Source organism: Micromonospora sp. NPDC004704, assembly GCF_053601675.1.
The window spans coordinates 436104-460820 of record NZ_JBSGCD010000001.1; the positions used below are offsets into that span (position 1 = coordinate 436104).

Consider the following 24717-nt stretch of genomic DNA (forward strand, 5'->3'; position numbering starts at 1 on the left):
GCCGGCGCGGTGCCGACCGGTGCTGCCTGATGGCCAGGCCGGCGGGCGGCACCAGGGACGCCCGCCGGCCTGTCGAATCACACCCGTGTGACGCTGCCGTACAGCCGGTCCGACCGATTCGTCGCGGACGGCGGCTCCGACGTGGCGCCCGCAGCCGGCCACGCCGTACCGCTGGTTCGGCATCTCCCCACATCGCATCTAGGCTTGCGCGGGTGGACGGGATGTCGCCGGCGAGTTGACGCGCGACACCCGCTCTGACGCCCGGCTGGTCAGGCCGCGCGTTGCCGGGGCCCGGAGGCGCCACCTGCCGAGCGGCGCGGGGGATGGCTCGGTACTCGCGACCACCACGGATAACCGGACATACCGCCCGGATCGGGTCATCCAACAGGCGACGTCGACGGAGCCCGCCAGAGCGGGCCGCCCAACAGATGGAGACACATGAGCATGGCCACGAGGACGGGCACGCAGCCGCCCGCGCCACACGCCGCCGACAGCCACGACCTGATCCGCGTACACGGCGCGCGCGTGAACAACCTCAAGGACGTCAGCATCGAGATTCCGAAACGCCGACTGACGGTGTTCACCGGCGTCTCCGGCTCGGGCAAGAGCTCCCTGGTGTTCGGCACGATCGCCGCAGAATCACAGCGGATGATCAACGAAACCTACAGCGCCTTCCTGCAGGGCTTCATGCCAACGCTGGCCCGACCCGAGGTCGACGTACTCGACGGGCTCACCACCGCGATCATCGTCGACCAGCAGCGGATGGGAACCGACCCGCGCTCCACCGTCGGCACCGCCACCGACGCCAACGCGATGCTCCGCATCCTCTTCAGCCGACTCGGGCAACCACACATCGGCTCACCCCAGGCGTTCTCCTTCAACGTCGCCTCCATCAGCGGGGCGGGCGCGGTCACCCTGGAACGCGGCGGAACAACCGTGAAGGAGCGCCGCAGCTTCACCATCACCGGCGGCATGTGCCCCCGCTGCGAGGGCAGGGGATCGGTCAACGACATCGACCTGTCCGCCCTCTACGACGACAGCAAGTCACTCAACGAGGGCGCACTCACGATCCCCGGCTACAGCATGGAGGGCTGGTACGGCCGCATCTTCGGCGGCTGCGGCTTCTTCGACCCGGACAAGCCAATCAAGAAGTTCACCAAACGCGAGCTCCACGACCTGCTCCACAAGGAACCAACCAAGATCAAAGTCGACGGCATCAACCTGACGTACGAGGGGCTCATCCCGAAAATCCAGAAGTCGATGCTGTCCAAGGACATCGACTCACTGCAATCGCACATCCGCACCTTCGTCGAACGGGCCGTAACCTTCACCACCTGCCCCGAATGCGGCGGCACCCGGCTCAGCGAGGCCGCCCGATCATCGAAAATCAACGGCATCAACATCGCCGACGCCTGCGCGATGCAGATCAGCGACCTCGCCACCTGGGTACGCGACCTCGACGAACCCTCCGTCGCCCCACTGCTCACGACCCTGCGACACACCCTCAACTCGTTCGTGGAGATCGGGCTGGGCTACCTGTCACTCGACCGACCCGCCGGCACACTCTCCGGCGGCGAGGCACAACGCACCAAAATGATCCGCCACCTCGGCTCCTCGCTCACCGACGTCACCTACGTCTTCGACGAACCCACCATCGGCCTGCACCCCCACGACATCCAGCGCATGAACAACCTCCTGCTCCAACTACGGGACAAGGGCAACACCGTCCTCGTCGTCGAACACAAGCCGGAGGCGATCGCGATCGCCGACCACGTCGTCGACCTCGGCCCCGGCGCCGGCACGGCCGGCGGCACCATCTGCTACGAGGGAACCATCGAGGGACTACGGACCAGCGGCACCCTCACCGGCCGGCACCTCGACGACCGCGCCACCCTCAAGGAAACGGTACGCAAACCCACCGGCACCCTGGAGATCCGGGGCGCCACCGCCCACAACCTCCGCGACGTCGACGTCGACCTCCCACTCGGAGTCCTCTGCGTCGTCACCGGCGTGGCCGGCTCCGGCAAGAGCTCACTCGTACACGGTTCGATCCCCGCCGGCGAGGACGTGATCTCGATCGGCCAGGGCGCGATCCGCGGCTCACGACGAAGCAACCCCGCCACGTACACCGGACTGCTCGACCCGATCCGCAAGGCGTTCGCGAAGACCAACGGCGTCAAGCCGGCCCTGTTCAGCGCCAACTCCGAGGGAGCCTGCCCCAACTGCAACGGCGCCGGTGTCATCTACACCGACCTGGGAATGATGGCCGGTGTCGCCACCACCTGCGAGGTGTGCGAGGGGAAGCGGTTCCAGGCATCCGTCCTCGAATACCACCTCGGCGGCCGGGACATCAGCGAGGTGCTCGCGATGTCGGTCACCGAGGCCGAGAAGTTCTTCGGCACCGGCGAGGCCCGTACGCCGACCGCCCACGCCATCCTCGACCGGCTCGCCGACGTCGGACTCGGCTACCTCAGCCTCGGCCAGCCGCTCACCACGCTGTCCGGCGGCGAGCGGCAGCGACTCAAGCTCGCCACCCACATGGCAGGCAAGGGCGGCGTCTACGTCCTGGACGAGCCGACCACCGGCCTGCACCTCGCCGACGTCGAACAGCTGCTCGGTCTGCTCGACCGGCTCATCGACTCCGGCAAATCGATCATCGTCGTCGAGCACCACCAGGCGGTCATGGCACACGCCGACTGGATCGTCGACCTGGGTCCCGGCGCAGGTCACGACGGCGGCCGGATCGTCTTCGAGGGCACACCCGCCGATCTCGTCGCCGCTCGCTCCACCCTCACCGGCGAACACCTCGCCGCCTACGTCGGCGCCTGACAAAGCACCACCGGCCCTTGATCACCGCGCGGGGGAGTACCCGAGTGCTTCCCGGCGGTGATCAAGGATCTGGCCGGAGTCGGTGGACGCCCGTCCGTGCAGGCAGTCGAAAGCATGGTGTTGGCGAGGTCGTCGGTCACGCTGACCTCCCTGACTGACGACCTCGCAAAGCCGAGAACCGGCGATCATGGCTGGGCGATCATCTGTCCCTCGAAGCACCCGCTTTCGCCGCGCACACTCCGCCAAACTGGTAACCCGATGCATTGAAGCGGTTCCCCACTCCCATCGGCGGTCTGCCGCCGTTACCCGGAACCGATCGCCGTCGATTTACCGGAGCCCGGCAACCAGTGATTTCGAGTTGGACTTGCCGCAGGTGAGGTGCGGGTTCTCCGCCTGGACCCGGCTCGGCAACCGGGGCGTGTTCTTACAAGAGCGACAGCTCACGACACGCTAATTTGTGGGCACCCCAAAGCAGAGGAGAGCCCCGTGGGCAAGGTGGTCATGTACAGCTCGGTGTCGGTGGACGGCTTCGTCGCGGACGTGAATGACCAGCCCGGACCCTTGTTCGACTGGCTGTCCAGCGGTGACGTCCCGTTGGACGAGAGCGGCGCGCTGAAGGTGTCGCAGACGTCCTACGACTACACCCGGCCGTACTGGGACCAGATCGGGGTGACAATCGTCGGCCGCCACGTCTTCGACATGACGGACGGCTGGGACGGGAAGCCTCCGGGCGGGATCGACCATGTCGTCGTCGTGACGCACCGGCCGGCGCCCGAGGGCTGGGACCCCGAGGCGCCGTTTCACTTCGTCGACGGCGTCAAGGCAGCCGTGGCCAAGGCGCAGGAGCTTGCGGGTGACCGCATGGTCGAGGTCGCCGCTGGCGAGGTGGGTGGCCAGGTGCTTGCCGCGGGCCTGGTCGACGAGGTGCGCATGGACGTCGTACCCGTCGTGTTCGGGTCCGGCAAGCGCTACTTCGGGTCGGTCGACGCGCAGCACCTGCTGGAGGATCCTGACGTGGTGATTCAGAGCAACCGGGTGCTTCACCTGCGCTATCGGGTGCGCCGTTGACCGACCTGGGCGGGTACGCCAAGAAGTCCACTGCGGACGGTGACAACAAGATCGGCCAGCATCCCTTCAAATGTCTGATCGTCAGGCCGCAGCAGGGGAGACGTACCGACCACGATCAGATGGGGAGCGACTCCCGCCACGTTGCCGCCACCGGCCTCCACGACCGAGAACGACAGCCGGCATGCCGAGGTCACGCCCATCAACCGAGCCGCGCCCAACAGACCTCGTCGGATCCCGCTGGCAGCACGGTACGACAGACCGCGCAACCCTTGCTGGGGCACGGAGTCACACTGCTCCGATGAGTCTTCTCGTCTGCTTCGACTCACCGGAGTAGAAGTTCGATAATGTACATTATGTCAACTAGCACAGGCGTACGTCGGTCCTCCCGTATGGAAGGGGTCAACCCACGCCCCTGAGCGATCATGTGGCTCGCACCCCGCTCACATCATCCCAAGATCCGCCAGCCTTGCCGGCGGCCCGGAGCCCGGGTATGTCGGGTCGCTGGGTCGACCGGCGCGGTTCATTCGTCGCGCGTGCGCACGAGCAAGGCTGCGGCCGGGCGGTCAGTGCGGTCACCACCGTCAGCGAGAGCCCCTGCCCCGCGTGATGGTCGGTCTCCGCACTCCTGAAGATCAATTACCGGCCCCGGTTCCGCTGTACCGGTAAAACATGCATAATATTCCTTATGCAGGACAAAAGTGACATACCGCTACTTGAGTTGGTGGAGGAGTTCCTGACCGCTCGGGGCACCCGTAAACCATCCCCCCACACCCTGCAGGCGTACCGCCGGGACCTGCTCGCCATCGGGAATCTGATCGCCGAGGACACCGCCCCTCCCCTGCCCCTGGCCGAACTTCCGCTGTCCGCCCTCACCGCCCGCACCCTCCGGGCGGCATTCGCCCGGTTCGCCACCCCCAGGGCAGTGGCGTCCATCTATCGCGCCTGGTCGACCTGGAACAGCTTTTTCACCTTCCTGGTCACCGACCAGGTGGTGGCCGGGAACCCGATGTCCGCGGTGGACAAACCGGCGGCACCACTCCCCCTACCCAAGCCGCTACGTGGCGAGGACACCCCGGAGCAGCTGCTGCAGGCCGTCGCCCGCGAGGATCATCGGCAGCGTCACCCGTGGCCCGAGCGGGACTTGGCGGTCATCGCCCTGGCGCTCTGCGCCGGGCTGCGTCTGTCCGAGCTGCTCGCTCTGCAGGTGGGTTCGTTGGCCGGGCGTCCCGGGGAGCGGCGGGTCGAGGTGGCCGGTAAGGGCGGGCGGCCTCGGGTGATTCCGATCGAGCCGGAGCTCGACGCGGTGGTGTCGGGCTATCTCGACAGCCGGCGGCGGCGGTTCGGGGCTCGTACGGTGCGGCGGGAGTCGGTGCTGCTGGTGGATCGGCACGGTGAGCCGCTGCGTCGTGGCGGGCTGCAGTACCTGGTCGAGTCGTGTTACCGCCGCGCGGGTATCACCGACCGGGTGCCCCGTGGCGCCCAGTTGCACGCGTTGCGGCACACGTTCGCGACCAGGTTGGCGGAGGACGGTGCCACCGCTTCGGAAATCATGTGGTTGTTGGGGCATGCGAGTTTGACGACGAGTCAGAACTACATCGACGTGACGGCGGGCCAGCAGCGGGCGGCGGTACGGGCGAATCGTACGAACCGGGCGTTGACCGGGTTGGCTGGCGAGCGGCCGTGACTGCCTGTTGCCTGGTGCGGGTCATTTGGCGAGGTCGGTGACGGCGAAGCTGAGGGCGCGGCGGTCGGCGGTGAGTACGGCGACGAGGTCCTTGTTGATGGTGACGTGTTCGGGTGGTTCGGCGCCGACGTCCGCGCCGCCGGTGGTACGGCCGGTGGTGATCTCCTGGACGGCGATCTGCCACTGTTTCGTGGCGCCGTTGTACTCCTGGAGGACGAGGTTGGTGCCGTCGGTGGCGGTGGCGTTGGTGAACTGGGGAAGCTGGCGCAGTTGTTTGCCGTCGGTGTGGTTGAGGATGCGGGCTTCGGCTATGCGGTCGAAGGTGCTGTCGCCGCTGACGATGACGGTGGCGCCGGCGTACCAGTTTTCGTCGTCGGCTGATTCGGTGGGGGTGGACCAGGCTTGTTTGCCGGTCCGGGTGTCGAGGGCGATGACCCGGTTGTTGCGGGCTTCGTCGATGGCGGCGCAGATGAGGTGCGGGCCGCAGGGTTTGACGTTCTCGATGTCGACGCCGGCGGGGAGTTCGTGTTTCCACTTCTGTTTGAGGTCGGCGGCGTTGTAGGCGGCGAGTACGTCGCGGGCCGGTGATGCCTTGGTGCTGAGTTTGCCGATGACGAGGTTGTCGTAGGCGACCCAGCGTTCCTCGTCGAGGGGTAGGTTTCCGCTGCTCTTGACCTTGCCGGTGGTGGCGTCGAGGGTGTAGCCCTTGCCGGTGCTGGTGTTGAGTTCGACGACGGTCGGGCTGGTGGTGGTGGTGTCGCGTAGTGCGCCCGCGGTGGCGGGGAGGGTGCCGGCGGTGGGGTCGGGCGTGGTGGGCCATTGGCGCATGGCTTCGATCCGGTGGCGTTCGAGGATGAGTAGGCCGGTGTTGCCGGCGCGGTTCCAGCGTTGTTTGCCGGTGCGCAGGTCGATGCTGAGTACGGCGTTGCCGTCGATGGAGCCGCGGGCTTCGACGATGGCGTTGGTGCCGTAGTAGGCGACGTCGTAGCGGTTGGTCCAGGTGTCGCGCCAGAGGAGTTTGCCGGTGGTGGCGTTGAGGACGGCGCGTACGGGTTTGCCGTCGTCGGTGGCGGAGTCTGCGCCGTCGATGATGATGAGGTCGTCGGCGGGGTTGGGTGCGTCGATGGTGGTGAGGGTGAGGTCGGCGGGTTCGATCGGCACCTTGACGGTCCAGTGTGCTGCTCCCCCGTTGCCGGGTAGGGCGGTGATTTCGGTGTTGCCGGCGGTGGTGAGGGCGGAGATGACGTTTCGGTCGGCGATGGTGACGGCGGCGGCGCCGCTGGTGGCGGCGGGGCGGGTCTGGCCGGGTTTGAGGGTGCCGTCGCTGGGTTGGTTGTTGTCCGTCAGGCCGGGGATGCGGTTGGCCTGGTTCAGTGCGCCGTTGACGCGGTCGGCGAGCCAGTTGCCGCTGGTGATGGTGGTGCCGATGCAGGCGGCGACGGCGGTGAGTGCGGTGGCGGTGATGACGTTGCGGCGGGTGCGGCGGCGTACGGGGGTTGGTGTCGGTGGTGGTGCGGGGGCGGGGTGTGCGACCGGGGGGCGGGGCGGCGCGGGTGGTGGCGGCGGGGTGTGGGTTGGTGCGGGGTGTGGGGTGGTGGGGTGGCGCAGGGCGCCGTAGGCGACGGGTAGTTCGGGTTGTTCGGGTACGGCGGGGGCGATGCCGAGGCGGGCGTGGAGGCGGCTGGCGACCAGGGGCATGCGGCTGGATCCGCCGACGAGCAGGAGTGCGGCGAGGGTGGTGGGTTCGGTGCCGGCGCGTTGGAGGACGCGGCGGGTTTCGTCGACGGCTCGGGCGATGAGTGGGGCGGCGATGCGGTCGAGTTCTTCGCGGGTGAGGTGCAGGGGTTCGGTGCGGCCGGGGACGGTGACGGGTGCGGTGGCGGTGCGGGAGAGCATTTCTTTGGCGGCGCGTACTTCGGTCCAGAGGGTTTGGCGGTCGCGGCGGTCGACGGGTGTGGTGGGTTGGTGGAGTCGTTGCCACAGGTCGGGGTCGCGTAGGGCGATGAGTTGGCCGAGGTGGGCGACGAGGGCGTCGTCGATGTCGACGCCGCCGAGGTCGTCGAGTCCGCCGGTGGCGAGTACGCGTGGGCCGGTGGGTTCGCGGCGGATGACGGTGACGTCGAGGGTGCCGCCGCCGAAGTCGAAGATGGCGAGGGTGGCGCCGGGTGGGAGTTGGGGGCCGAGGAGGTCGAGGCAGTAGTGGGCGGCGGCGACGGGTTCGTCGATGAGGGTGACTTCGCCGAGGCCGGCTTGGCGGGCGGCGGTGCGTAGGAGGTTGCGGCGGGGTTGGGCCCAGTCGGCGGGGCAGGTGAGGACGGTGGCGGTGGTGGGGTCGATGCCGGTGAGGCGGGCTTCGTCGGCTACTCGTCGGAGGCCGGCGGCGAGGAGTTGTTCGATGGGGATGTCGTTGTCGCCGAGCAGGATGGTGCCGTCGTCGATGCGGCGTTTGGGGTGTGGTTCGAAGCGGTCGGGTTGGCTGCTGGCGAGGCGGTGTGCGTCGCGGCCGGTGTGGGTGGTGCCGGTGGGGTCGAGGTAGACGCCGCTGGGCAGTAGTGGGGTGCCGTCGAACAGGAGTGGGCGGGGTGGTTGGCCGGGGCGGTGGATGACCGCGACGGTGTGGGTGGTGCCGAGGTCGACGGCGAGCCGGGCCGTTGTGTTCACCGTGTGTCCGCCTTCCGGCGGTCGCGGGGGTTGCCGCCGGGGGGCGATGTTACTGCCCGGGTACGACGTGTCGTCGGGGGTGGGTGGTTCGGTCTCGGCTGCCGGTTTTTGCCGTGGTGGTGGGTGGGTCAGCCGAGGTCGACGACGAGGGGGCGGTGGTCGGAGATGGTGGCGGCGGGGGTGGTGACGGCGGTGACGTCGGGTAGGCGTTGGCGGCCTCGGGGGTCGGCGAGGATGTGGTCGAGTTGGACTCGGGGTTCGGTGGAGGGGTAGGTGGGTTCGCGGCCGAGGGTGTGCCAGCGGGAGGTGAGGGTGGCGAGTCGGGCGGGGAGGTTGAGGTCGCCGAGGAGGAGTCGTGGGGCGGGGAGGGTGCGGAGGGCGCGGATGACCTGGCGGAGTTGGCGGAGGTTCCAGCCGGGGACGAAGGAGAGGTGGGTGGCGGCTGCGGTGATGGGGCCGTAGGGGGTGTCGAGTACGGCGGCGAGCAGTACGCGGGGTTCGTCGTGGAGGAGGGTGAGTCCGCCGCTGGGGCCGGGGATGTAGAGGGGTGCGCGGATGGGTGCGGGGGTGAGTCGGGTGACTTGCCAGGAGTGGGCTGGGTAGCGGCTGATGAGGCCGACTCCGTAGAGGGGTTCGCCGTGGCCGTCGTCGTCGTGGTTGAGGGGGCGGAATCCTTCGCCGGGGGTGCCGACGACGGCTGCGGCGAAGCGGTGGGTGGGTGCGTTGAGGGCTTGGGCGGCGATGGCGGTGAGGTCGAGGTTGCCGCTGCGGCTTTGGTCGCGGTCGACTTCCTGGAGGGCGAGGATGTCGGCGTCGAGGGCGGTGACGGTGTCGTGTAGTCGGGTCTGGTCCACCATGCCGTCGTGGAGGGATCGGCCGTGGAGCAGGTTGAAGGTGACCAGTCGCACCTCTGCACCTTACGGGGTGGTGTGGGAGAGTTTCTGGGTGATCATCAAGGTGTTGCTCTGTTCGGTGTTGGTCTTCGTGGCGTTGGGTGTGGCGGGGATCGGGTTGCGTCGGCGGCGGGGGCGGTGACGGGGCCTGGGTGAGGCTGCCCACAGGGTTGGTCGGGTTGGGTGGTGGCGGCGGAATAATGCCGCGTCGTGGATCATGGCGCGTTGGTGGGTTTGTTGGTGGCTGCGGCGGCGGCGGGGTGGGTTGATGCCGTGGTCGGTGGTGGTGGGTTGCTGTTGTTGCCGGCGTTGTTGATCGCGGCGCCGGGGTTGGCGTTGCCGGTGGCGTTGGGGACGAACAAGTTCGCGGCGATCGCGGGTACGGCGACGGCGGCGGTGACGTATGCGCGGCGTACGAAGGTTGATTGGCGGTTGGCGGGGCCGGCGGCGGTTCTGGCGGTGGTGACCGCGGGGGTGGGTGCGGCGTTGGCGGGTGTGGTGCCGGCGGCGGCGTACCGGCCGGTGGTGTTGGCGGTGTTGGTGGGGGTGGCGTTGTTCGTGACGTTGCGTCCGCGGTTGGGGGTGGTCGCGGAGCCGGGGAAACGTACGCGGGGCCGGGTGGTGGTGGCGGTCGCGGTGGCCGGTGGGGTGATCGCGTTGTACGACGGTCTGATCGGTCCGGGTACGGGCACGTTTCTGGTGTTGACGTTCACTGCGGTGGTGGGCGCCGATTTTGTTCATGGGTCGGCGATGGCGAAGTTGGTCAACGCGGGGACGAATCTGGGTGCGTTGGTGGTTTTCGGTTCCGCGGGGCATGTGTGGTGGTCGCTGGGGGCGGCGATGGCGGCCTGCAACGTGGTGGGTGCGTTGGTGGGCGCGCGGATGGCGTTGCGCCGTGGTTCGGGTTTTGTTCGGGTGGTGTTGCTGGTGGTGGTGTTGGCCCTGGTGGCGAAGCTCGGTTTTGACCAGTGGGTCGCCTGAGCGCCGGGGCGGGGTTGGTCAGGTGTTGCGGCCGGGGGCGGCGAATCGGCCGTCGCGGATTTCGCGCAGCGCCCGGCGGCGGGTGTCGCCGCGCAGGGTGTCGACGTAGAGGCGGCCGTTGAGGTGGTCGGTTTCGTGTTGGAGGGCGCGGGCGAGGAAGCCGCTGCCGGTGATGGTGCTGGGTTCGCCGTACTGGTCGACGCCGTGGGCGGTGGCGTGCATGGCGCGGGGGGTCGGGAAGTACAGCTCGGGGATGGACAGGCAGCCTTCGTCGTCGTCCTGGAGTTCGGTCGACAGTTCGAGGGTGGGGTTGATCAGGTGGCCGCGGTGTCCGTCGGCGTCGTAGACGAAGACGCGGGCGCTGACGCCGATCTGTGGTGCGGCGACGCCGGCTCGGCCGGGGGCGCCGAGGAGGGTGTCCATCAGGTCGGTGACCAGGGCGCGTAGTTCGGTGTCGAAGGTGGTGACCGGTTCGCAGGGGGTGCGGAGTACGGCGTCGCCGATGATCCTGATGGGCCGCATCGTCATGGGGTGAGGTTATCGCCGTGGGTCGGCCGGTCGTGCGCGGGCTGTCGGGGTGTGGCGGCGGGTGGGGTGTGGTGGGTCGGGGGCGGTTGCCTCGGTGGCGCGCCGACGATTCCTACCAACTGGTGGACATCGATTTAATATTCTATAAGCCAGGTGGGTTTTGCGGGTCATATTACCGCAGGCCACAGCATGTTTTATGACTCTTCATTTCTTCGGTTCTCAACATCTGGTCGGTGCGTTGACCAATTTCGGTGGGGGCTGGAGCATGGTCTGCATGCGACAGCGACACGTACTCCTGCTCGTCGCTCGCGTGCACGTCGACCTGGTCCGGCACGCCAGCGCCCTCTGTCCGCGCTGACCCTCGCGCGGCGCGGCCCCACGACGGCCCAGCCCCGCCCCTCCCCCATCACCCCGGTTCGGGCGTCGGGATCAGCGCCGACCCGCCCACGAACAGCGGGACCCCTTCCACCACGCCACGCGCCCGACACCGATGTCGCCAGGCGCGGCTGTGTCCCCGCGGCGCGCCACTGTACGACCGCCGTCCGCGTGATCCACCGTGCCCGCCGCGGCGGGACGACCCCGCGTGCTCCACCCCCGAGGAGGAGAAGATGACGATCACCGAGCTCGACCCGGTCGGCACCGGCCAGTTCCGGGCGTTGCTGCGCCGGCAGGCGGCGACGGTCACCGTGGTGACCGCGCCGGCGGACCCGGACGCAGGCCTGCCCGCCGCCGGTTTCACCGCCACCTCGTTCACGTCCGTGTCCCTGGAACCGCCGCTGGTGTCGTTCTGCCTCGACCGGGGCTCGTCGTCCTGGCCGACGGTGTCCCGGGCCGGGTACGTCGCCGTGCACCTGCTCGCCGAGACGCAACAGGACGTGGCGCGGACCTTCGCCGTCAGCGGCATCGACCGGTTCGCCGCCCACCCCGGCTGGCAGCCCGGCCCGCACGGTGTGCCGCTGCTGCACGGGGTGCTCACCTGGCTGGTCTGCCGGGTCGTCGACCGGCTCACCGCCGGTGACCACAGCATCGTGCTCGCCCAGCCGCTCACCGGCAGCCACGGTGACGACGGCGCACCCCTGCTGTACCACCAGGGCGCGTACGCCGGTCTGCGGGAAACCCGATGACCGGGCTTCCGTTCGACGCGTACGGCACCCCGTTGCGGCGGCGTACGGTGCTGTCCTCGATCGTCGGCGCGGCTGCTCTGGGGCTGACCGGGTGCGTTGCCGACGCACCGGCGCGGGGCGCGCTCGGGCTCGGTGACCCGCTACCGAGCACCGTGCCGCCCGACACCGCGTTGACGATCTCCATCCACACCTCGCACCTGCAACTGCAGGCCGCCGGGCTCCTCGACGACCTGCCGTTCGTCGTCCGGGACTGGCCGAACATCAGCGCCGGTCCGGACGTCATCCAGGGTTTCCGGGCCAACTCGATCGACCTGGCCTCGAACGCGGGCATCCCACCGATCCAGGCGCGGGCGATCGGGTTCGACGCGAGGATCGTCGCGGTGCAGGCGCGGACGAAACCGAACTACCAGCTCGCCACCGCACCGGGTGCGGCGATCGGCGGGCTGTCCGACCTGCGCGGGAAGAAGATCGGGTTCTCCCAGGGGCAGGCGCAGGGTGTGGTGGTGCTGCGTACGCTCAAGCAACTCGGCCTGGGCACCGACGACGTCACCCTGGTCCCGCTCAACAGCCCACAGTTCCTCACCGCCCTGCAGGCCCGGCAGGTCGACGCGGCACCGCTGGGTGAGCCGACCCTGACGAAGTACCTGCGCCAGTACGGCACCGACGGGGCCCGGGCGGTCGAGATCACCGCACTGGACTACCTGACGATCCTCTGGGCGCCGACGTCGGTGCTGACCGACCCGGCCAGGGCCGCCGCCGTCGCCGCCTTCATTCCCCTCTGGGCCAGGGCGAAGACGTGGGCGTACGAGAACCCCGACGCCTGGATCGACCACTTCTACGTCAAGGACCAGGGCGTCACCGCCGACGACGGCCGGCGGATCGTCGCCGTCGATGACCGTCCCGTCTTCCCCACCAACTGGGACAAGGCCATCGGATGGGAGCAGGAGACGATCGACCTGATGGCGCAGGGCGGTTTCGTGCCGACCGCGTCCGCCGCGGAGTTGTTCGACCGCCGGTTCGAACCGATCGCGGCGCGGGCCGTCGCCGCCGCCTACCGGGAGTGAACCCATGACCGACACGTACCCGGCGACGGTTGCCCGTACCGTTTCCTCGCCGCACTCCCCCACGACCGTGACCGTCGCGGCACCGCCGGTGCGTCGCCGGCGTCTGGGTCCGGGCCGACCCATCCCGTACGGGCGGGCGATCGGCCCGGTGCTGCTGCTCGCGGTCTGGGTGCTCGCCTCCGCCACCGCGGTCCTCGACCCGCGGATCCTGTCCGCGCCGTGGACCGTGGTCGCCACCGCCGCCGACCTGATCGAGAGCGGGAAGCTGCAGGACAGTGTCGCGACGTCGTTGCAGCGTGCCGCCCTCGGGTTCCTGTTCGGCGCGGTCGCCGGGGTGACCCTGGCGGTAGCCGCCGGACTCAGCCGGATCGGGGAGGCGGTCATCGACGGGCCGGTCCAGATCAAGCGGGCGATCCCGTCGCTCGGCCTGATCCCGTTGCTGATCCTCTGGCTCGGCATCGGCGAAACGTTCAAGATCGTCGTGATCGCGCTCGGGGTCGCGGTCACCATGTACGTCCAGACCCACGCCGCGCTGACCGGCATCGACAGCCGCTTCGTCGAGCTGGCGCAGGTGCAGGGCTACAGCCGGTGGCAGTTCCTGCGGCACGTGGTCGTCCCCGGTGCCCTGCCCGGGTTCTTCATCGGTCTGCGGCTCGGTGTGACCGGGTCGTGGCTGTCCCTGATCGTGCTGGAACAGATCAACGCCACCAGCGGCATCGGCTACCTGATGTACCAGGCCCAGAACTACGCCCAGACGGAGATCATCGTCGTCGGGTTGGCGGTGTACGGGCTGTTCGGGTTCTTCTCCGACGCCGCCCTGCGGCTCACCGAACGGAGGGTGCTGTCGTGGCGCCGTACGCTGACGAGCTGACCACCGACCCGGCCGTACGGGTCACCGGGCTGGTCCGCCGGTTCGGGACCCGGACCGTACTGGACGGCCTCGACCTGGACATCGCCCCCGGACAGTTCGTGGCCCTGCTCGGGCGCAGCGGCTCCGGGAAGAGCACCCTGCTGCGGGCCCTGGCCGGGCTCGACCACGACGTCGCCGGTGACGGTGACCTGCAGATCCCCCGGCAGGTGTCGGTGGTGTTCCAGGATTCCCGGCTGCTGCCGTGGCGTCGGGTGATCGACAACGTCGTTCTCGGGTTGCGTGGCCCGGACCGGCACGCCCGGGCCGGCGCCGCGTTGGCCGAGGTCGGGCTCGCCGGCCGGGAACGAGCCTGGCCCAACCAGCTCTCCGGTGGCGAACAGCAGCGGGTGGCGTTGGCCCGGTCCCTGGTCACCGAGCCGGAACTGCTGCTGGCCGACGAACCGTTCGGCGCCCTCGACGCACTCACCCGGATCCGGATGCACGGTCTGCTGCGTGACCTGTGTGCCCGGCACCGGCCGGCGGTGCTGCTGGTCACCCACGACGTCGACGAGGCGGTCCTGCTCGCCGACCGGGTGGTGGTGATCGACGACGGGGTCTTCACCGTCGACCTCGACCTGGACCTGCCGACCCCGCGTACGTCACGCGACCCGCGGTTCCAGGAGTACCGGGAACTGCTGCTCGCCGCCCTCGGCGTCCCCGACGCCGCCATCTGATCCCCCGCGAAGGAGCCGTCCCATGACCGGTCGACCCGGGAAGCTGCACCTGAACGCGTTCCTGATGAGCGTCGGGCACCACGAGGCCGCCTGGCGGCTGCCGGAGAGCGACCCGTTCGCGCACACCGACGTCGCCCACTACCAGCACCTGGCCCGGACCGCCGAACGCGGCAGACTCGACTCGTTGTTCCTCGCCGACTCCCCGGTGCTGTGGAACAGCATCGGCCGCCGTCCGGCGGGCGCGTTGGAGCCGACGGTGCTGCTCACCGCCCTGGCCGGGGTCACCACCCACATCGGGTTGATCGCGACCGCGTCGACGACGTACAACGAGCCGTACAACCTGGCCCGCCGGTTCGCCTCGGTCGACCACATCAGCGGCGGCCGGGCCGGCTGGAACGTCGTCACGACCGCCGGCGCCGACGCCGCCCGCAACTTCAACCTCGACGACCTGCCGGCCCACGCCGACCGGTACGCCCGCGCCGCCGAGTTCATCGACGTGGCCCGCAAACTGTGGGACAGCTGGCAGGACGACGCCCCCCTCGGTGACAAGGCCACCGGGATCTGGGGTGACGATGCCCGGGTGCATCCGCCGGCGCACCGGGGCCGGTACTTCCGGGTCGCCGGGGCGCTGAACCTGCCCCGGTCGCCGCAGGGGCATCCGCTGCTGGTCCAGGCCGGTTCGTCCGACGACGGCAAGGCCCTCGCCGCCCGGTACGCCGAGGCGGTCTTCACCGCGCAGCAGACCCTCGCCGACGCGCAGGCGTTCTACACCGACCTGAAGGCCCGGGCCCGGGCGCTGGGGCGGGACCCGGACACGGTGAAGATCCTGCCCGGGATCGTGCCGGTGATCGGGGCCACCGAAGCCGAGGCGCGGCGCCTCGACGCCGACCTCGACGAGCTGATCCGACCCGAGTACGCGCTGCGTCAGCTCGCCGAACGGCTGCGGGTGGCGCCGGAGGACCTGCACCTGGACGCCGAACTTCCCGCCGACCTGCCCGGCGAGGACGAGATCGAGGGTGCGAAGAGCCGGTACACGCTGGTGGTGAACCTCGCCCGCCGGGAACGGTTGACCGTCCGTCAGCTCATCGGGCGCCTCGGTGGCGGGCGCGGGCACCGTACGTTCGCCGGCACCCCGGAGCAGGTCGCCGACGCGATCGAGCACTGGTGGGACAACGGTGCCGCGGACGGGTTCAACATCATGCCGGCGGTGCTGCCGTCGGGGCTGGTCGCGTTCGTCGACCACGTGGTGCCGATCCTGCAACACCGTGGTCTGTTCCGGACCGAGTACACCGGGACGACGCTGCGGGACAACTACGGACTGCCCCGCCCCGCGGGTGTGCGTACCGACGACCGGGACCGGGCGGCCGTACCGGCCTGATCCGCAACAGGAGGAGAAGCACCATGACGCAGTACCGCCTCTTCGGCACCACCGGGGTACGGGTCAGTCCGCTGACCCTCGGTGCGATGAACTTCGGCCAGCGCGGCAACCCCGACCACGACGAGGGCGTACGGATCATCCACCGGGCGTTGGACGAGGGCATCAACGTCGTCGACACCGCCGACGTCTACTCCCAGGGCGAGTCGGAGGAGATCGTCGGCGAGGCCCTCGACGGTGGCCGCCGCGACGACGTGTTCCTGGCGACGAAGTTCCACGGACAGGTCGGTGAGGACGTCAACCACTTCGGCAACTCCCGGCGTTGGATCTTCCAGGAGGTGGAGCGAAGCCTGCGCCGGCTGCGGACCGACTGGATCGACCTGTACCAGGTGCACCGCCCGGAACCCGACACCGACTTCGACGAGACCCTCGGCGCGCTCAGCGACCTGGTCCACCAGGGCAAGATCCGCTACATCGGGACGTCGACGTTCCCGGCGTCGGCGATCGTCGAGGGACAGTGGATCGCGCAGCGCCGGGGCCGGGAGCGGGTGGTCAGCGAACAGCCGCCGTACTCGATCCTGGCCCGTGGTGTCGAACGGGAGGTGCTGCCGGTCGCCCAGCGGTACGGCCTGGCGGTGATCCCGTGGAGTCCGCTGGCCGGCGGCTGGTTGTCCGGGCGCTACCACCGGGGGCTGACCGAGCCGATCTCGTTGCGGGCGGGACGGCAACCCGGCCGGTTCGACCCGGCCCTGCCGGCGAACGCCGCGAAACTCGTCGCGGTCGAGCAGCTCGCCGACCTCGCCGAACAGGCCGGGCTGTCGTTGATCCACCTGGCGATCGGTTTCGTGCTGCGGCACCCGGCGGTGACCTCGGCCATCATCGGCCCCCGCACCCTGGAACACCTCGACAGCCAGCTCGGCGCGGCGAAGGTGACCCTGACCGACGACGTGTTGGACCGCATCGACGAGATCGTCCCACCGGGTACGACCCTGAACCCGGCCGACGCCGGTTACCAGCCGCCGGAGTTGACCGACCCGACCCGGCGCCGCCGGCCCGTGTCCTGACCGCCGTGGCGACAACCACCGGGCCGCGCCGCCCGGTGGTTGTTGCCCAATACTCGCGGTTACCGCGTTGTTGCATACCGGTAGCGGCGCTTATTCTGCCGACCGGCGAGCACCGTCGTGACCGCCGGCCGGGAGGAAACGATGAGCCACGACCACGCACACGGCCACGGGGACGGGGACGGGGATCATGGACACGGGCACGGGGATCGCGGACACGGTCACGGGCCGACGCTCCTGCACCGGGTCCGGCACCTGCTGACCCCGCACTCGCACGACACCGCAGACAAGGTCGACCGGGCGCTGGCCACCTCCCGCGACGGCATCCGAGCACTGTGGATCTCCCTGGTGGTCCTCGGGGTGACCGCCGCCGGGCAGGCCGCGGTGGTGTTTCGGTCCGGTTCGGTGGCCCTGCTCGGCGACACCCTGCACAACGTCGCCGACGCCCTCACCGCCGTACCGCTCGGGGTGGCGTTCCTGCTCGGCCGGCGGGCGGCGAACCGCCGCTACACCTACGGATACGGCCGGGCCGAGGACCTCGCCGGGGTCGCGATCGTCGCGACGATCGCCGCGTCGGCGGTCTTCGCCGGATACCAGGCCGTCGCCCGGCTGCTCGACCCGCGGCACATCGACCACCTGCCGTACGTCGCCGCCGCCGGGCTGATCGGGTTCGCCGGCAACGAACTCGTCGCCCGGTACCGGATCAGGGTCGGGCGGCGGATCGGTTCGGCCGCCCTGGTCGCCGATGGGCTGCACGCCCGTACCGATGGGTTCACCTCGCTGGCGGTGCTGCTCGGCGCCGGTGGTGTGGCGATGGGCTGGTGGTGGGCGGACCCCGCGGTCGGGTTGCTGATCACCGTCGCGATCCTGGTGGTGCTCGTCGACGCCGGCCGGGCGGTGTACCGGCGGCTGATGGACGCCGTCGACCCGACCCTGGTCGACACCGCCGAGGAGGCCCTGCGCGCCACTCCCGGTGTCACCGACGTCGGTACGCTGCGGCTGCGGTGGATCGGTCACCACCTGCACGCCGAGTGTGCGATCACGATCGACGGGAACCTCACCGTGGCGCTGGGGCACGTGATCGCGGTGGCGGCCGAGCACCGCCTGATTCACGCCGTACCCCGGCTCAGTGCCGCGCTGGTCCACGCCGACCCCGACCACCGTGGGACCGGCGACCCGCACGCACCACTGGCCCACCACCGGTAGCACCCGTTAGGATCGTCGCCATGACTGCCGGGTCGGCCTTGGGCCACAACCGAGTGGGGCACCCGGCGCAGGCGTGACCGCCGGGCGGCCGAGAGGCCCGCCACCCCCGCGTTCCGCGCGACCGATCACCCCCGTACGGCCACCGACAACGGGCGCTGCCGTACGCATTTCCTGACCCGACCCGGTCGGTGACCACACCGACCCGTTGGCTGTCCGGGCGACTTCCCACCCCACTGTCGGGGTTGCACCGTGCTCATTTTTCGCCCCGCCCACCGCGGCGGGTTCCTCACCGTGCCCGCGCGACGGTACGCGGGCACCATCGCAACGGGAGAGACGACAAACGTATGGCGAATGATTTCAACCAGCAGGTCATCGACGAGTTCCGGGCCAACGGCGGGCGGGTCGGTGGCTACTTCGAGGGGGCCCGGCTGATCCTGTTGACCACCACCGGCGCCCGGTCCGGGGCCGCCCACACGACCCCGCTGGGCTACCTGCCCGACGGCGGTGAGCGGATCCTGGTCATCGGCTCGGCGGGCGGCGGCCCGAAGCACCCCGCCTGGTTCCACAACCTGGTCGCCGATCCGCGGGTCACGGTCGAGGACGGTGTTTTCGTCTACGACGCCACCGCCACCGTCCTGGTCGGCGACGAACGGGACCGGGTGTTCGCCCGGGCGGTCGAGGCCGACCACGGGTGGGCCGACTACCAGGCCCGGACCGGGCGGGTTCTGCCGGTGGTCGCCCTGCGGCAGGTGCCGGGCCCGCCCCGGTTCGGCACCGCCGACGGGCAACCGTCCTGGGGTACGGCGCTGCGGCTGGTCCACGACGCGTTCCGGCGGGAACTCGCCCTGATCCGTGCCGAGGTCGCCGGGTCGGGGGCCGGGCTCGGCGCCCAGTTGCGGGTGAACTGCCTGACCGTCTGCCAGGGCCTGGGGCTGCACCACGTCGGTGAGGACACCGCCATGTTCCCCGCCCTCGCCGAGCACCACCCGGCGCTCGCCCCGACGATGGCCCGGCTGCGCCGCGAACACGAGACTATCGCCGCCCTCGTCGAGGACCTGCGTCGGGTCGTCTCCGCCGACGGGGTCGCCGCCCCGGTGGTGCTCGCCGAGGTCGACCGACTCGTCGACGAACTGGAACGGCACCTGGCGTACGAGGAGGAGCAGTTGATCCCGATCCTCGACTCGCCGGCGGCGGTACCGGCCGAACGCGGCTGACGGCCGGCGGGCGGGGTCCGGTCGATTGTCAGGCCCCGCCCGAAGGTCGGTCCGGTCCGGTGAGCGCGGTGCGGACCGGTCCGGCTTTCGCCGCCGCCTCGGCGACCTCGGCGTCCGGGTCGCTGTCCCAGGTGATCCCGCCGCCGGCCCAGACGTGCAGCCGTTCACCGTCGGCGGCCGCGGTACGGATGGTCAACCCGAGGTCGATGTGGTCCGGGCCGACCCAGCCGAGCCCGCCCATGCCGGCGCCGCGGCCGACGGGTTCGAGGTCGGCGATGCGGCCCAGCGCGGAGACCTTCGGGGTGCCGGTGACCGAACCGCCGGGGCAGACCGCGCGCAGCAGGTCGGCCAGGCGCAGACCGTCGGCGGCGCGGGCGGAGATCGTCGACTCGGCCTGCCACAGGTCGCACCACCGGCGGATGGCGTAGAGCTCGTCGACCCGGACCGATCCGGTGGCGGCGACCCGGGCCAGGTCGTTGCGTTCCAGATCGACGATCATGATGTGTTCGGCCCGTTCCTTGGCCGAGGTGAGCAGCTCGACCCGGCCGGGTCCGGTGGCCGGGCGGGTGCCCTTGATCGGGCGGGTGACGAGGCGTCCCCCGGTGACCTCGATCAGGGTCTCCGGGGAGGCGCAGCCGATCGCCCAGGTGTCGCCGGTGAGGACCCCGCCGTAGCGGGCGCCGGGCAGCCGGCCGAGTCGGGCCAGGGCGGGGATCGGGTCGCCGGTGTACCGGGCGCTGGCGTGGCCGACGACGTTGACCTGGTAGATGTCACCGCGGCCGATGGCGTCACGGGCGGCGGCGACGGCGGCCGCGTGGGCGGCTTGGGACCAACTCGGCTGCCACGGCCCGAGCCACCACGGCGCCGTGGGCGGCGGGGGCTCGGGGGCGCGTCGGGTGGTGCGGGTGTAGACGACCGCGACCACGTCGGGTACGCCCGCCGCCGGGGTGGGCCGCCCGGTCGGGGCGCCGATCATGGCGGCCCCGGCGGCGGCGGAGACGAACAGGGCCGCCCCGGCGGGGTGACCGGGTTCGGGTCTGGGGTGGGCCCCGGAACCGGTGCCGGTCGACGGGCGCAGCGCGCCGGTGCCGAGCCCGTGACCGGTCAGGAACCCGTCGATCAACTCGGCCGGGTCGCCGGGCTGGCCGACGTACCATTCAAATCGGTCGAGCTCAGTCAATGGATCGAGGTATGCCGATGGCATCGCCGGTGTGACCCCGGCCCCGTATGGGAGCGTTTCCACGACGAGTGGCCCAATCTCCATCATCCGTTGGGTGGATTCTCCCCGGTTGGTGCCGATCCCTGCTCGATGTGGCACCGTTCCGCTTGGTACCGTGCGTCACTGGTCATGTGAACCATGACACAGCACCCCCACAGTCCGGAGAACCCGATGTGCCAGCACCAACCCACCTGTCCCTCCGCCGAGGCAACCGACCGGGACGCCGCCCGGGTCGTCGCCTGTTTCCGTGAGCAGGGCTGGAGCCTGCTCTGCAACGGTGTGATCGTCTTCGAGGACACCGGTGAACTGCTCCCCGACGGCAGCACGATCGCACCGCACCGCGGACCCGCCCGGCACGTACTGGTCGCCTGAGTCGACCCGCGCCTTGACCAACCCGGTGGGCAGTGCAGCCCGCCGATCAAGGCTATCCCCGCCGATCAACGACCACCCCGCCCCGGTCAGGTGACCGGGGCCCGGATGTTCCGTCCTTGATCGGCGCGGATTTCCTTGATCGACCCGGACGTGTTCAGTCCTCGAACGCGTCCGGCGGCGGGCAGGCGCAGACCAGGTTCCGGTCCCCGTACGCGCCGTCGATGCGACGCACCGGCGGCCAGTACTTCCCCGCCCGGTCCACCCCGGCCGGGTACGCCGCCACCGACCGCGGGTACGGGTGCGTCCACTCGTCCCCGGTGACCATCGCCGCCGTGTGCGGGGCGTTCGACAGCGGATTGTCGCCCGCCGGCCACTGCCCCGAACCGACCAGGTCGATCTCCTCCCGGATCGCGATCATCGCCGCGCAGAACCGGTCGAGTTCGGCCAGGTCCTCACTCTCGGTCGGCTCCACCATCAGCGTCCCGGCGACCGGGAACGACATCGTCGGCGCGTGGAACCCGTAGTCGATCAGCCGCTTCGCGACGTCGTCGACACTCACCCCGGTCGCCTTCGTCAGCGGCCGCAGGTCGAGGATGCACTCGTGCGCCACCAGGCCCTTGTTGCCGCTGTACAGCACCGGGTAGTGCGCACGGAGCCGGGCCGCGACGTAGTTCGCCGCGAGGACCGCCGTCCCGGTCGCCCGGGTCAGCCCCTCGGCGCCCATCATCCGCAGGTACGCCCACGGAATCGGCAGGATCCCCGCCGACCCGTGCCGCGCCGCCGAGATCACCGGCGTACCGGTGACCGAAGCGTCGAGGGGGTCACCGGGCAGGAACGGGGACAGGTGCGCGCGGACCGCGACCGGGCCGACCCCCGGGCCACCGCCGCCGTGCGGGATGCAGAACGTCTTGTGCAGGTTCAGGTGCGACACGTCGGCACCGAACTTGCCCGGGCGGGCGAACCCGACCAGGGCGTTGAGGTTCGCGCCGTCGACGTACACCTGGCCACCGGCGTCGTGGACCTTCGCGCACAGCGACGCGATCCCGGTCTCGTACACCCCGTGCGTCGACGGGTACGTCACCATGATCGCGGCGAGCGCGTCCCGGTGCGTGTCGATCTTCCGGTCGAGGTCGACCAGGTCCACGTCGCCGTTGTCGTCGCAGGCCACGACGACGACCCGCATACCGGCCATCACCGCGCTGGCCGCGTTCGTCCCGTGGGCCGACGACGGGATCAGGCACACGTCCCGGTGCGCCTGCCCGCGTTCGCGGTGGTAACCCCGGATCGCCAGCAGCCCGGCCAGTTCCCCCTGGGACCCGGCGTTCGGCTGCACGCTGACCGCGTCGTACCCGGTCACCTCGGCCAGCCACCCCTCCAGGGAGGTGACCAGTTCCCGGTACCCGGCGGTCTGCTCCGCCGGCGCGAACGGGTGCATGTTCGCGAACTCCGGCCAGCTCACCGGCTCCATCTCGGTGGTCGCGTTCAGCTTCATCGTGCACGAACCGAGCGGGATCATGCCCCGGTCCAGGGCGTAGTCGGAGTCCGACAACCGGCGCAGGTAACGCAGCATCGCGGTCTCGGAACGGTGCCGGTGGAACACCGGGTGGGTCAGGTAGTCGCTGGTCCGCAGCAACGCCGCCGGCAGCGCCTCGGTGACCTCCCCGGTGAACTCCGCCACCCCGAACGCCGCCCAGACCGCGCCCAGGTGCGCCGCCGTGGTCGTCTCGTCGCACGCCACCCCGACCCGGTCGGCGTCGACCAGCCGCAGGTTCACCCCACGCGCCGCGGCGTCGGCGACCACCTGCGCCGCCCGACCCGGGACCACCGCGGTGACGGTGTCGAAGAACGCCGGACCCTCGGTCGACACCCCGCCGGCCCGCAGCCCGGCCGCGAGCCGGGCCGCCGACCGGTGCGTACGCGACGCGATCTCCCGCAACCCGTCCGGACCGTGGTAGACGGCGTACATGCTGGCCATCACCGCGAGCAGGACCTGCGCGGTGCAGATGTTGCTGGTCGCCTTCTCCCGCCGGATGTGCTGCTCACGGGTCTGCAACGCCAACCGGTACGCCGGGTTGCCGTCGGTGTCGCGCGACACCCCGACCAACCGGCCGGGCAGCATCCGCTCCAGGCCGGTGCGGACCGCCAGGTAACCGGCGTGCGGCCCACCGAAGCCCATCGGTACGCCGAACCGCTGGGTCGTCCCGGCGGCGATGTCGGCGCCGATCTCCCCCGGCGGCCGCAGCAGCGTCAGGGCGAGCAGGTCCGCGGCGACCGCGACCAGCGCCCCGGCACCGTGCGCCGCCTCGACCAGCGCGACATGGTCACGGACCAGCCCGGACGCACCCGGGTACTGCAGGTGCAGACCGAAGAACTCCGCCGGCAACTGCTCGGCGTCCAGGTCGACGATGCGGACGTCGATGCCGAGCGGCTCCGCCCGGGTCACGATCACCGAGATCGTCTGCGGCAGGGTGTCGGCGTCGACGACGTACACCGGGCTCTTGCTCTTGGATGCGCGGCGGGCGAGCGTCATCGCCTCCGCCGCCGCGGTCCCCTCGTCGAGCATCGAGGCGTTCGCGGTCGCCAACCCGGTCAGATCGGTGACCATGGTCTGAAAGTTCAGCAGCGCCTCCAGCCGACCCTGGCTGATCTCCGGCTGGTACGGCGTGTACGCGGTGTACCAGGCCGGGCTCTCCAGGACGTTGCGGCGGATCACCGCCGGGGCGTGGGTGCCGTGGTACCCGAGCCCGATCATCGACACCGCGACGGTGTTGCGGGACGCGATCTCCCGCAGTTCGGCGATCACCTCGGCCTCCGTCGCCGGGGCCGGCAGGTCGAGGGTGCCGTGCCAGCGGATCACCTCGGGAATCGCGGCGTCCATCAGCTCGTCGATCGAGCCGTAGCCGACGGTGTCCAACATCCGGCGCTCACCGTCGGCGTCCGGGCCGATGTGGCGTACGGCGAACTGCTCTGCGGTCATGGCGGCTCCCGGGGCGAGGTCGACGATGCGGCCTCCCCCTCTGTCACACCCACGCGTGGCGGGCGCTCCACAGTCGCCTGCCCACGAGGTCCTTTTGCCTGAGAGGTTCCGGGGAGGATTTGCCCCTTCGGCGCCGCCCCGACAAGCCGGGCGGTCTCTCCCACGTGGGTGTTACCGGCATGGTCAACGCTACCAGCGGGTCTGTTTCAGGCGGGTATCGGGCAACATCCCACGCACCACCGGCCCCATCCGCCAGTGACCCCGAAACATGGTCAAAACACCCGTTCCGGTCGTGATCGGGCACCACCTCGACGGCCGGACCGGCTGTCCGGGCCGACGGCGATAGTGTTCGTCACAGCGGCCAAGCCCTGTTACCGGCGCCCCGCGTGACCATGATCACCGCAGACGGAGGACGTCGCATGTCACCCGGACCCCCCGACGGGTCGGCACCACCCACCCCCGGCGCTTCCGGACGGACAGCTCCCGCTCGCGGCGAGGACTGCACCGTACGTCACGTCCTGGACCGGGTCGGCGGCAAATGGAGCATCGCGATCATCGTCGCCGCCACCCACGGCCCCGTCCGGTTCACCGAACTCGAACGCGGCATCGAAGGCATCAGCCGCCGCATGCTCACCCTCACCCTGCGCAACCTCGAACGCGACGGACTGCTCATCCGGACCGTCCACGCCACCGTGCCACCCAGGGTCGAATACACCGCCACCGACATCGCCCACGAACTGCACGACACCCTGCTCACCCTCACCCGGTGGGCGGAACGCCACCGCGCCACCATCGCCGCCGCCCGGACCACCTACGACCGGACCCACCACCCGGCCGGCACCCCCGACGACCCCACCGGCTGCTGACCCGCGCCCCA

General features: G+C 70.4%; 20 protein-coding genes and 1 riboswitch. Of the genes, 15 read left to right on the forward strand and 5 right to left on the reverse strand.

The window, feature by feature from the left end; translation table 11 throughout:
* Positions 1 to 444: 444 nt before the first annotated feature.
* From ACWEFB_RS01845 to ACWEFB_RS01855, 3 genes are all read left to right on the forward strand, one after another.
* A complete protein-coding gene (locus ACWEFB_RS01845) occupies positions 445 to 2829 on the forward strand; it encodes an ATP-binding cassette domain-containing protein (protein ID WP_452281277.1) in 2385 nt (794 codons plus the stop codon).
* A gap of 486 nt (positions 2830 to 3315) precedes the next feature.
* Positions 3316 to 3897, forward strand: a complete 582-nt coding sequence (locus ACWEFB_RS01850; protein ID WP_452281279.1) for a dihydrofolate reductase family protein — start codon at positions 3316 to 3318, stop codon at positions 3895 to 3897.
* Between the two features lie 685 nt (positions 3898 to 4582).
* On the forward strand, positions 4583 to 5581 hold the full coding sequence (locus ACWEFB_RS01855; protein ID WP_452281281.1) for a tyrosine-type recombinase/integrase: 999 nt from the start codon (positions 4583 to 4585) through the stop codon (positions 5579 to 5581).
* Positions 5582 to 5602: 21 nt separating this feature from the next.
* Here the strand turns inward: ACWEFB_RS01855 and ACWEFB_RS01860 are convergent, their stop codons facing one another.
* Both ACWEFB_RS01860 and ACWEFB_RS01865 read right to left on the reverse strand, forming a co-directional pair.
* Positions 5603 to 8242, reverse strand: a complete 2640-nt coding sequence (locus ACWEFB_RS01860; RefSeq protein WP_452281283.1) for an Hsp70 family protein — start codon at positions 8240 to 8242, stop codon at positions 5603 to 5605.
* Positions 8243 to 8370: 128 nt separating this feature from the next.
* Positions 8371 to 9150, reverse strand: coding sequence for an endonuclease/exonuclease/phosphatase family protein (locus tag ACWEFB_RS01865; RefSeq protein ID WP_452281285.1), 780 nt, complete (start codon positions 9148 to 9150; stop codon positions 8371 to 8373).
* 195 nt (positions 9151 to 9345) lie between these two features.
* Between ACWEFB_RS01865 and ACWEFB_RS01870 the strand changes: the two genes are divergently transcribed.
* Positions 9346 to 10116, forward strand: a complete 771-nt coding sequence (locus ACWEFB_RS01870) for a sulfite exporter TauE/SafE family protein (RefSeq protein WP_326558341.1) — start codon at positions 9346 to 9348, stop codon at positions 10114 to 10116.
* Between the two features lie 18 nt (positions 10117 to 10134).
* Here the strand turns inward: ACWEFB_RS01870 and def are convergent, their stop codons facing one another.
* Positions 10135 to 10644: a peptide deformylase gene (gene def / locus ACWEFB_RS01875; protein ID WP_326558340.1), complete on the reverse strand. Its 510-nt coding sequence runs from the start codon at positions 10642 to 10644 to the stop codon at positions 10135 to 10137.
* Positions 10645 to 10840: 196 nt separating this feature from the next.
* On the opposite strand from def, the gene ACWEFB_RS01880 reads away from it, so the two are divergent.
* The 9 genes from ACWEFB_RS01880 to ACWEFB_RS01920 all read left to right on the forward strand — a co-directional run bounded on the left by ACWEFB_RS01880 (position 10841) and on the right by ACWEFB_RS01920 (position 19272).
* The gene (locus ACWEFB_RS01880) at positions 10841 to 11002 is read left to right on the forward strand and encodes a putative leader peptide (protein WP_452281287.1); all 162 of its coding nucleotides are present in this window, start codon (positions 10841 to 10843) and stop codon (positions 11000 to 11002) included.
* 250 nt (positions 11003 to 11252) lie between these two features.
* A complete protein-coding gene (locus ACWEFB_RS01885; protein WP_326558338.1) occupies positions 11253 to 11768 on the forward strand; it encodes a flavin reductase family protein in 516 nt (171 codons plus the stop codon).
* On the forward strand, positions 11765 to 12832 hold the full coding sequence (locus ACWEFB_RS01890) for an ABC transporter substrate-binding protein (protein WP_452281290.1): 1068 nt from the start codon (positions 11765 to 11767) through the stop codon (positions 12830 to 12832). The genes ACWEFB_RS01885 and ACWEFB_RS01890 overlap by 4 nt, the downstream gene beginning before the upstream one ends.
* Positions 12833 to 12836: 4 nt before the next feature.
* Positions 12837 to 13703 (forward strand): ABC transporter permease, encoded by an 867-nt coding sequence (locus tag ACWEFB_RS01895; RefSeq protein ID WP_326558336.1) that lies wholly within the window; start codon positions 12837 to 12839, stop codon positions 13701 to 13703.
* Positions 13679 to 14416 (forward strand): ABC transporter ATP-binding protein, encoded by a 738-nt coding sequence (locus ACWEFB_RS01900; RefSeq protein ID WP_452281292.1) that lies wholly within the window; start codon positions 13679 to 13681, stop codon positions 14414 to 14416. Before ACWEFB_RS01895 ends, ACWEFB_RS01900 begins: the two co-directional genes overlap by 25 nt.
* A gap of 22 nt (positions 14417 to 14438) precedes the next feature.
* Positions 14439 to 15794: an LLM class flavin-dependent oxidoreductase gene (locus ACWEFB_RS01905; RefSeq protein ID WP_452281294.1), complete on the forward strand. Its 1356-nt coding sequence runs from the start codon at positions 14439 to 14441 to the stop codon at positions 15792 to 15794.
* Between the two features lie 23 nt (positions 15795 to 15817).
* On the forward strand, positions 15818 to 16855 hold the full coding sequence (locus tag ACWEFB_RS01910) for an aldo/keto reductase (protein ID WP_452281296.1): 1038 nt from the start codon (positions 15818 to 15820) through the stop codon (positions 16853 to 16855).
* A gap of 141 nt (positions 16856 to 16996) precedes the next feature.
* The gene (locus tag ACWEFB_RS01915) at positions 16997 to 18058 is read left to right on the forward strand and encodes a cation diffusion facilitator family transporter (protein WP_452281298.1); all 1062 of its coding nucleotides are present in this window, start codon (positions 16997 to 16999) and stop codon (positions 18056 to 18058) included.
* Positions 18059 to 18402: 344 nt separating this feature from the next.
* Entirely contained in the window at positions 18403 to 19272 is an 870-nt protein-coding gene (locus ACWEFB_RS01920) for a nitroreductase/quinone reductase family protein (protein ID WP_452281300.1), read from the forward strand.
* A 28-nt stretch (positions 19273 to 19300) separates the two neighbouring features.
* On the opposite strand, the gene ACWEFB_RS01925 is transcribed toward ACWEFB_RS01920, so the two are convergent.
* Entirely contained in the window at positions 19301 to 20539 is a 1239-nt protein-coding gene (locus ACWEFB_RS01925) for a chorismate-binding protein (protein WP_452281302.1), read from the reverse strand.
* A gap of 123 nt (positions 20540 to 20662) precedes the next feature.
* Between ACWEFB_RS01925 and ACWEFB_RS01930 the strand changes: the two genes are divergently transcribed.
* Positions 20663 to 20863, forward strand: a complete 201-nt coding sequence (locus tag ACWEFB_RS01930) for a DUF5999 family protein (RefSeq protein ID WP_326563301.1) — start codon at positions 20663 to 20665, stop codon at positions 20861 to 20863.
* A gap of 154 nt (positions 20864 to 21017) precedes the next feature.
* Here ACWEFB_RS01930 and gcvP read toward each other — a convergent pair whose 3' ends face one another.
* On the reverse strand, positions 21018 to 23840 hold the full coding sequence (gcvP, locus tag ACWEFB_RS01935; protein ID WP_452281304.1) for an aminomethyl-transferring glycine dehydrogenase: 2823 nt from the start codon (positions 23838 to 23840) through the stop codon (positions 21018 to 21020).
* A 76-nt stretch (positions 23841 to 23916) separates the two neighbouring features.
* Positions 23917 to 24013, reverse strand: a riboswitch (glycine riboswitch).
* A 246-nt stretch (positions 24014 to 24259) separates the two neighbouring features.
* On the opposite strand from gcvP, the gene ACWEFB_RS01940 reads away from it, so the two are divergent.
* The gene (locus ACWEFB_RS01940) at positions 24260 to 24706 is read left to right on the forward strand and encodes a winged helix-turn-helix transcriptional regulator (protein WP_452281306.1); all 447 of its coding nucleotides are present in this window, start codon (positions 24260 to 24262) and stop codon (positions 24704 to 24706) included.
* Positions 24707 to 24717 lie beyond the last annotated feature (11 nt).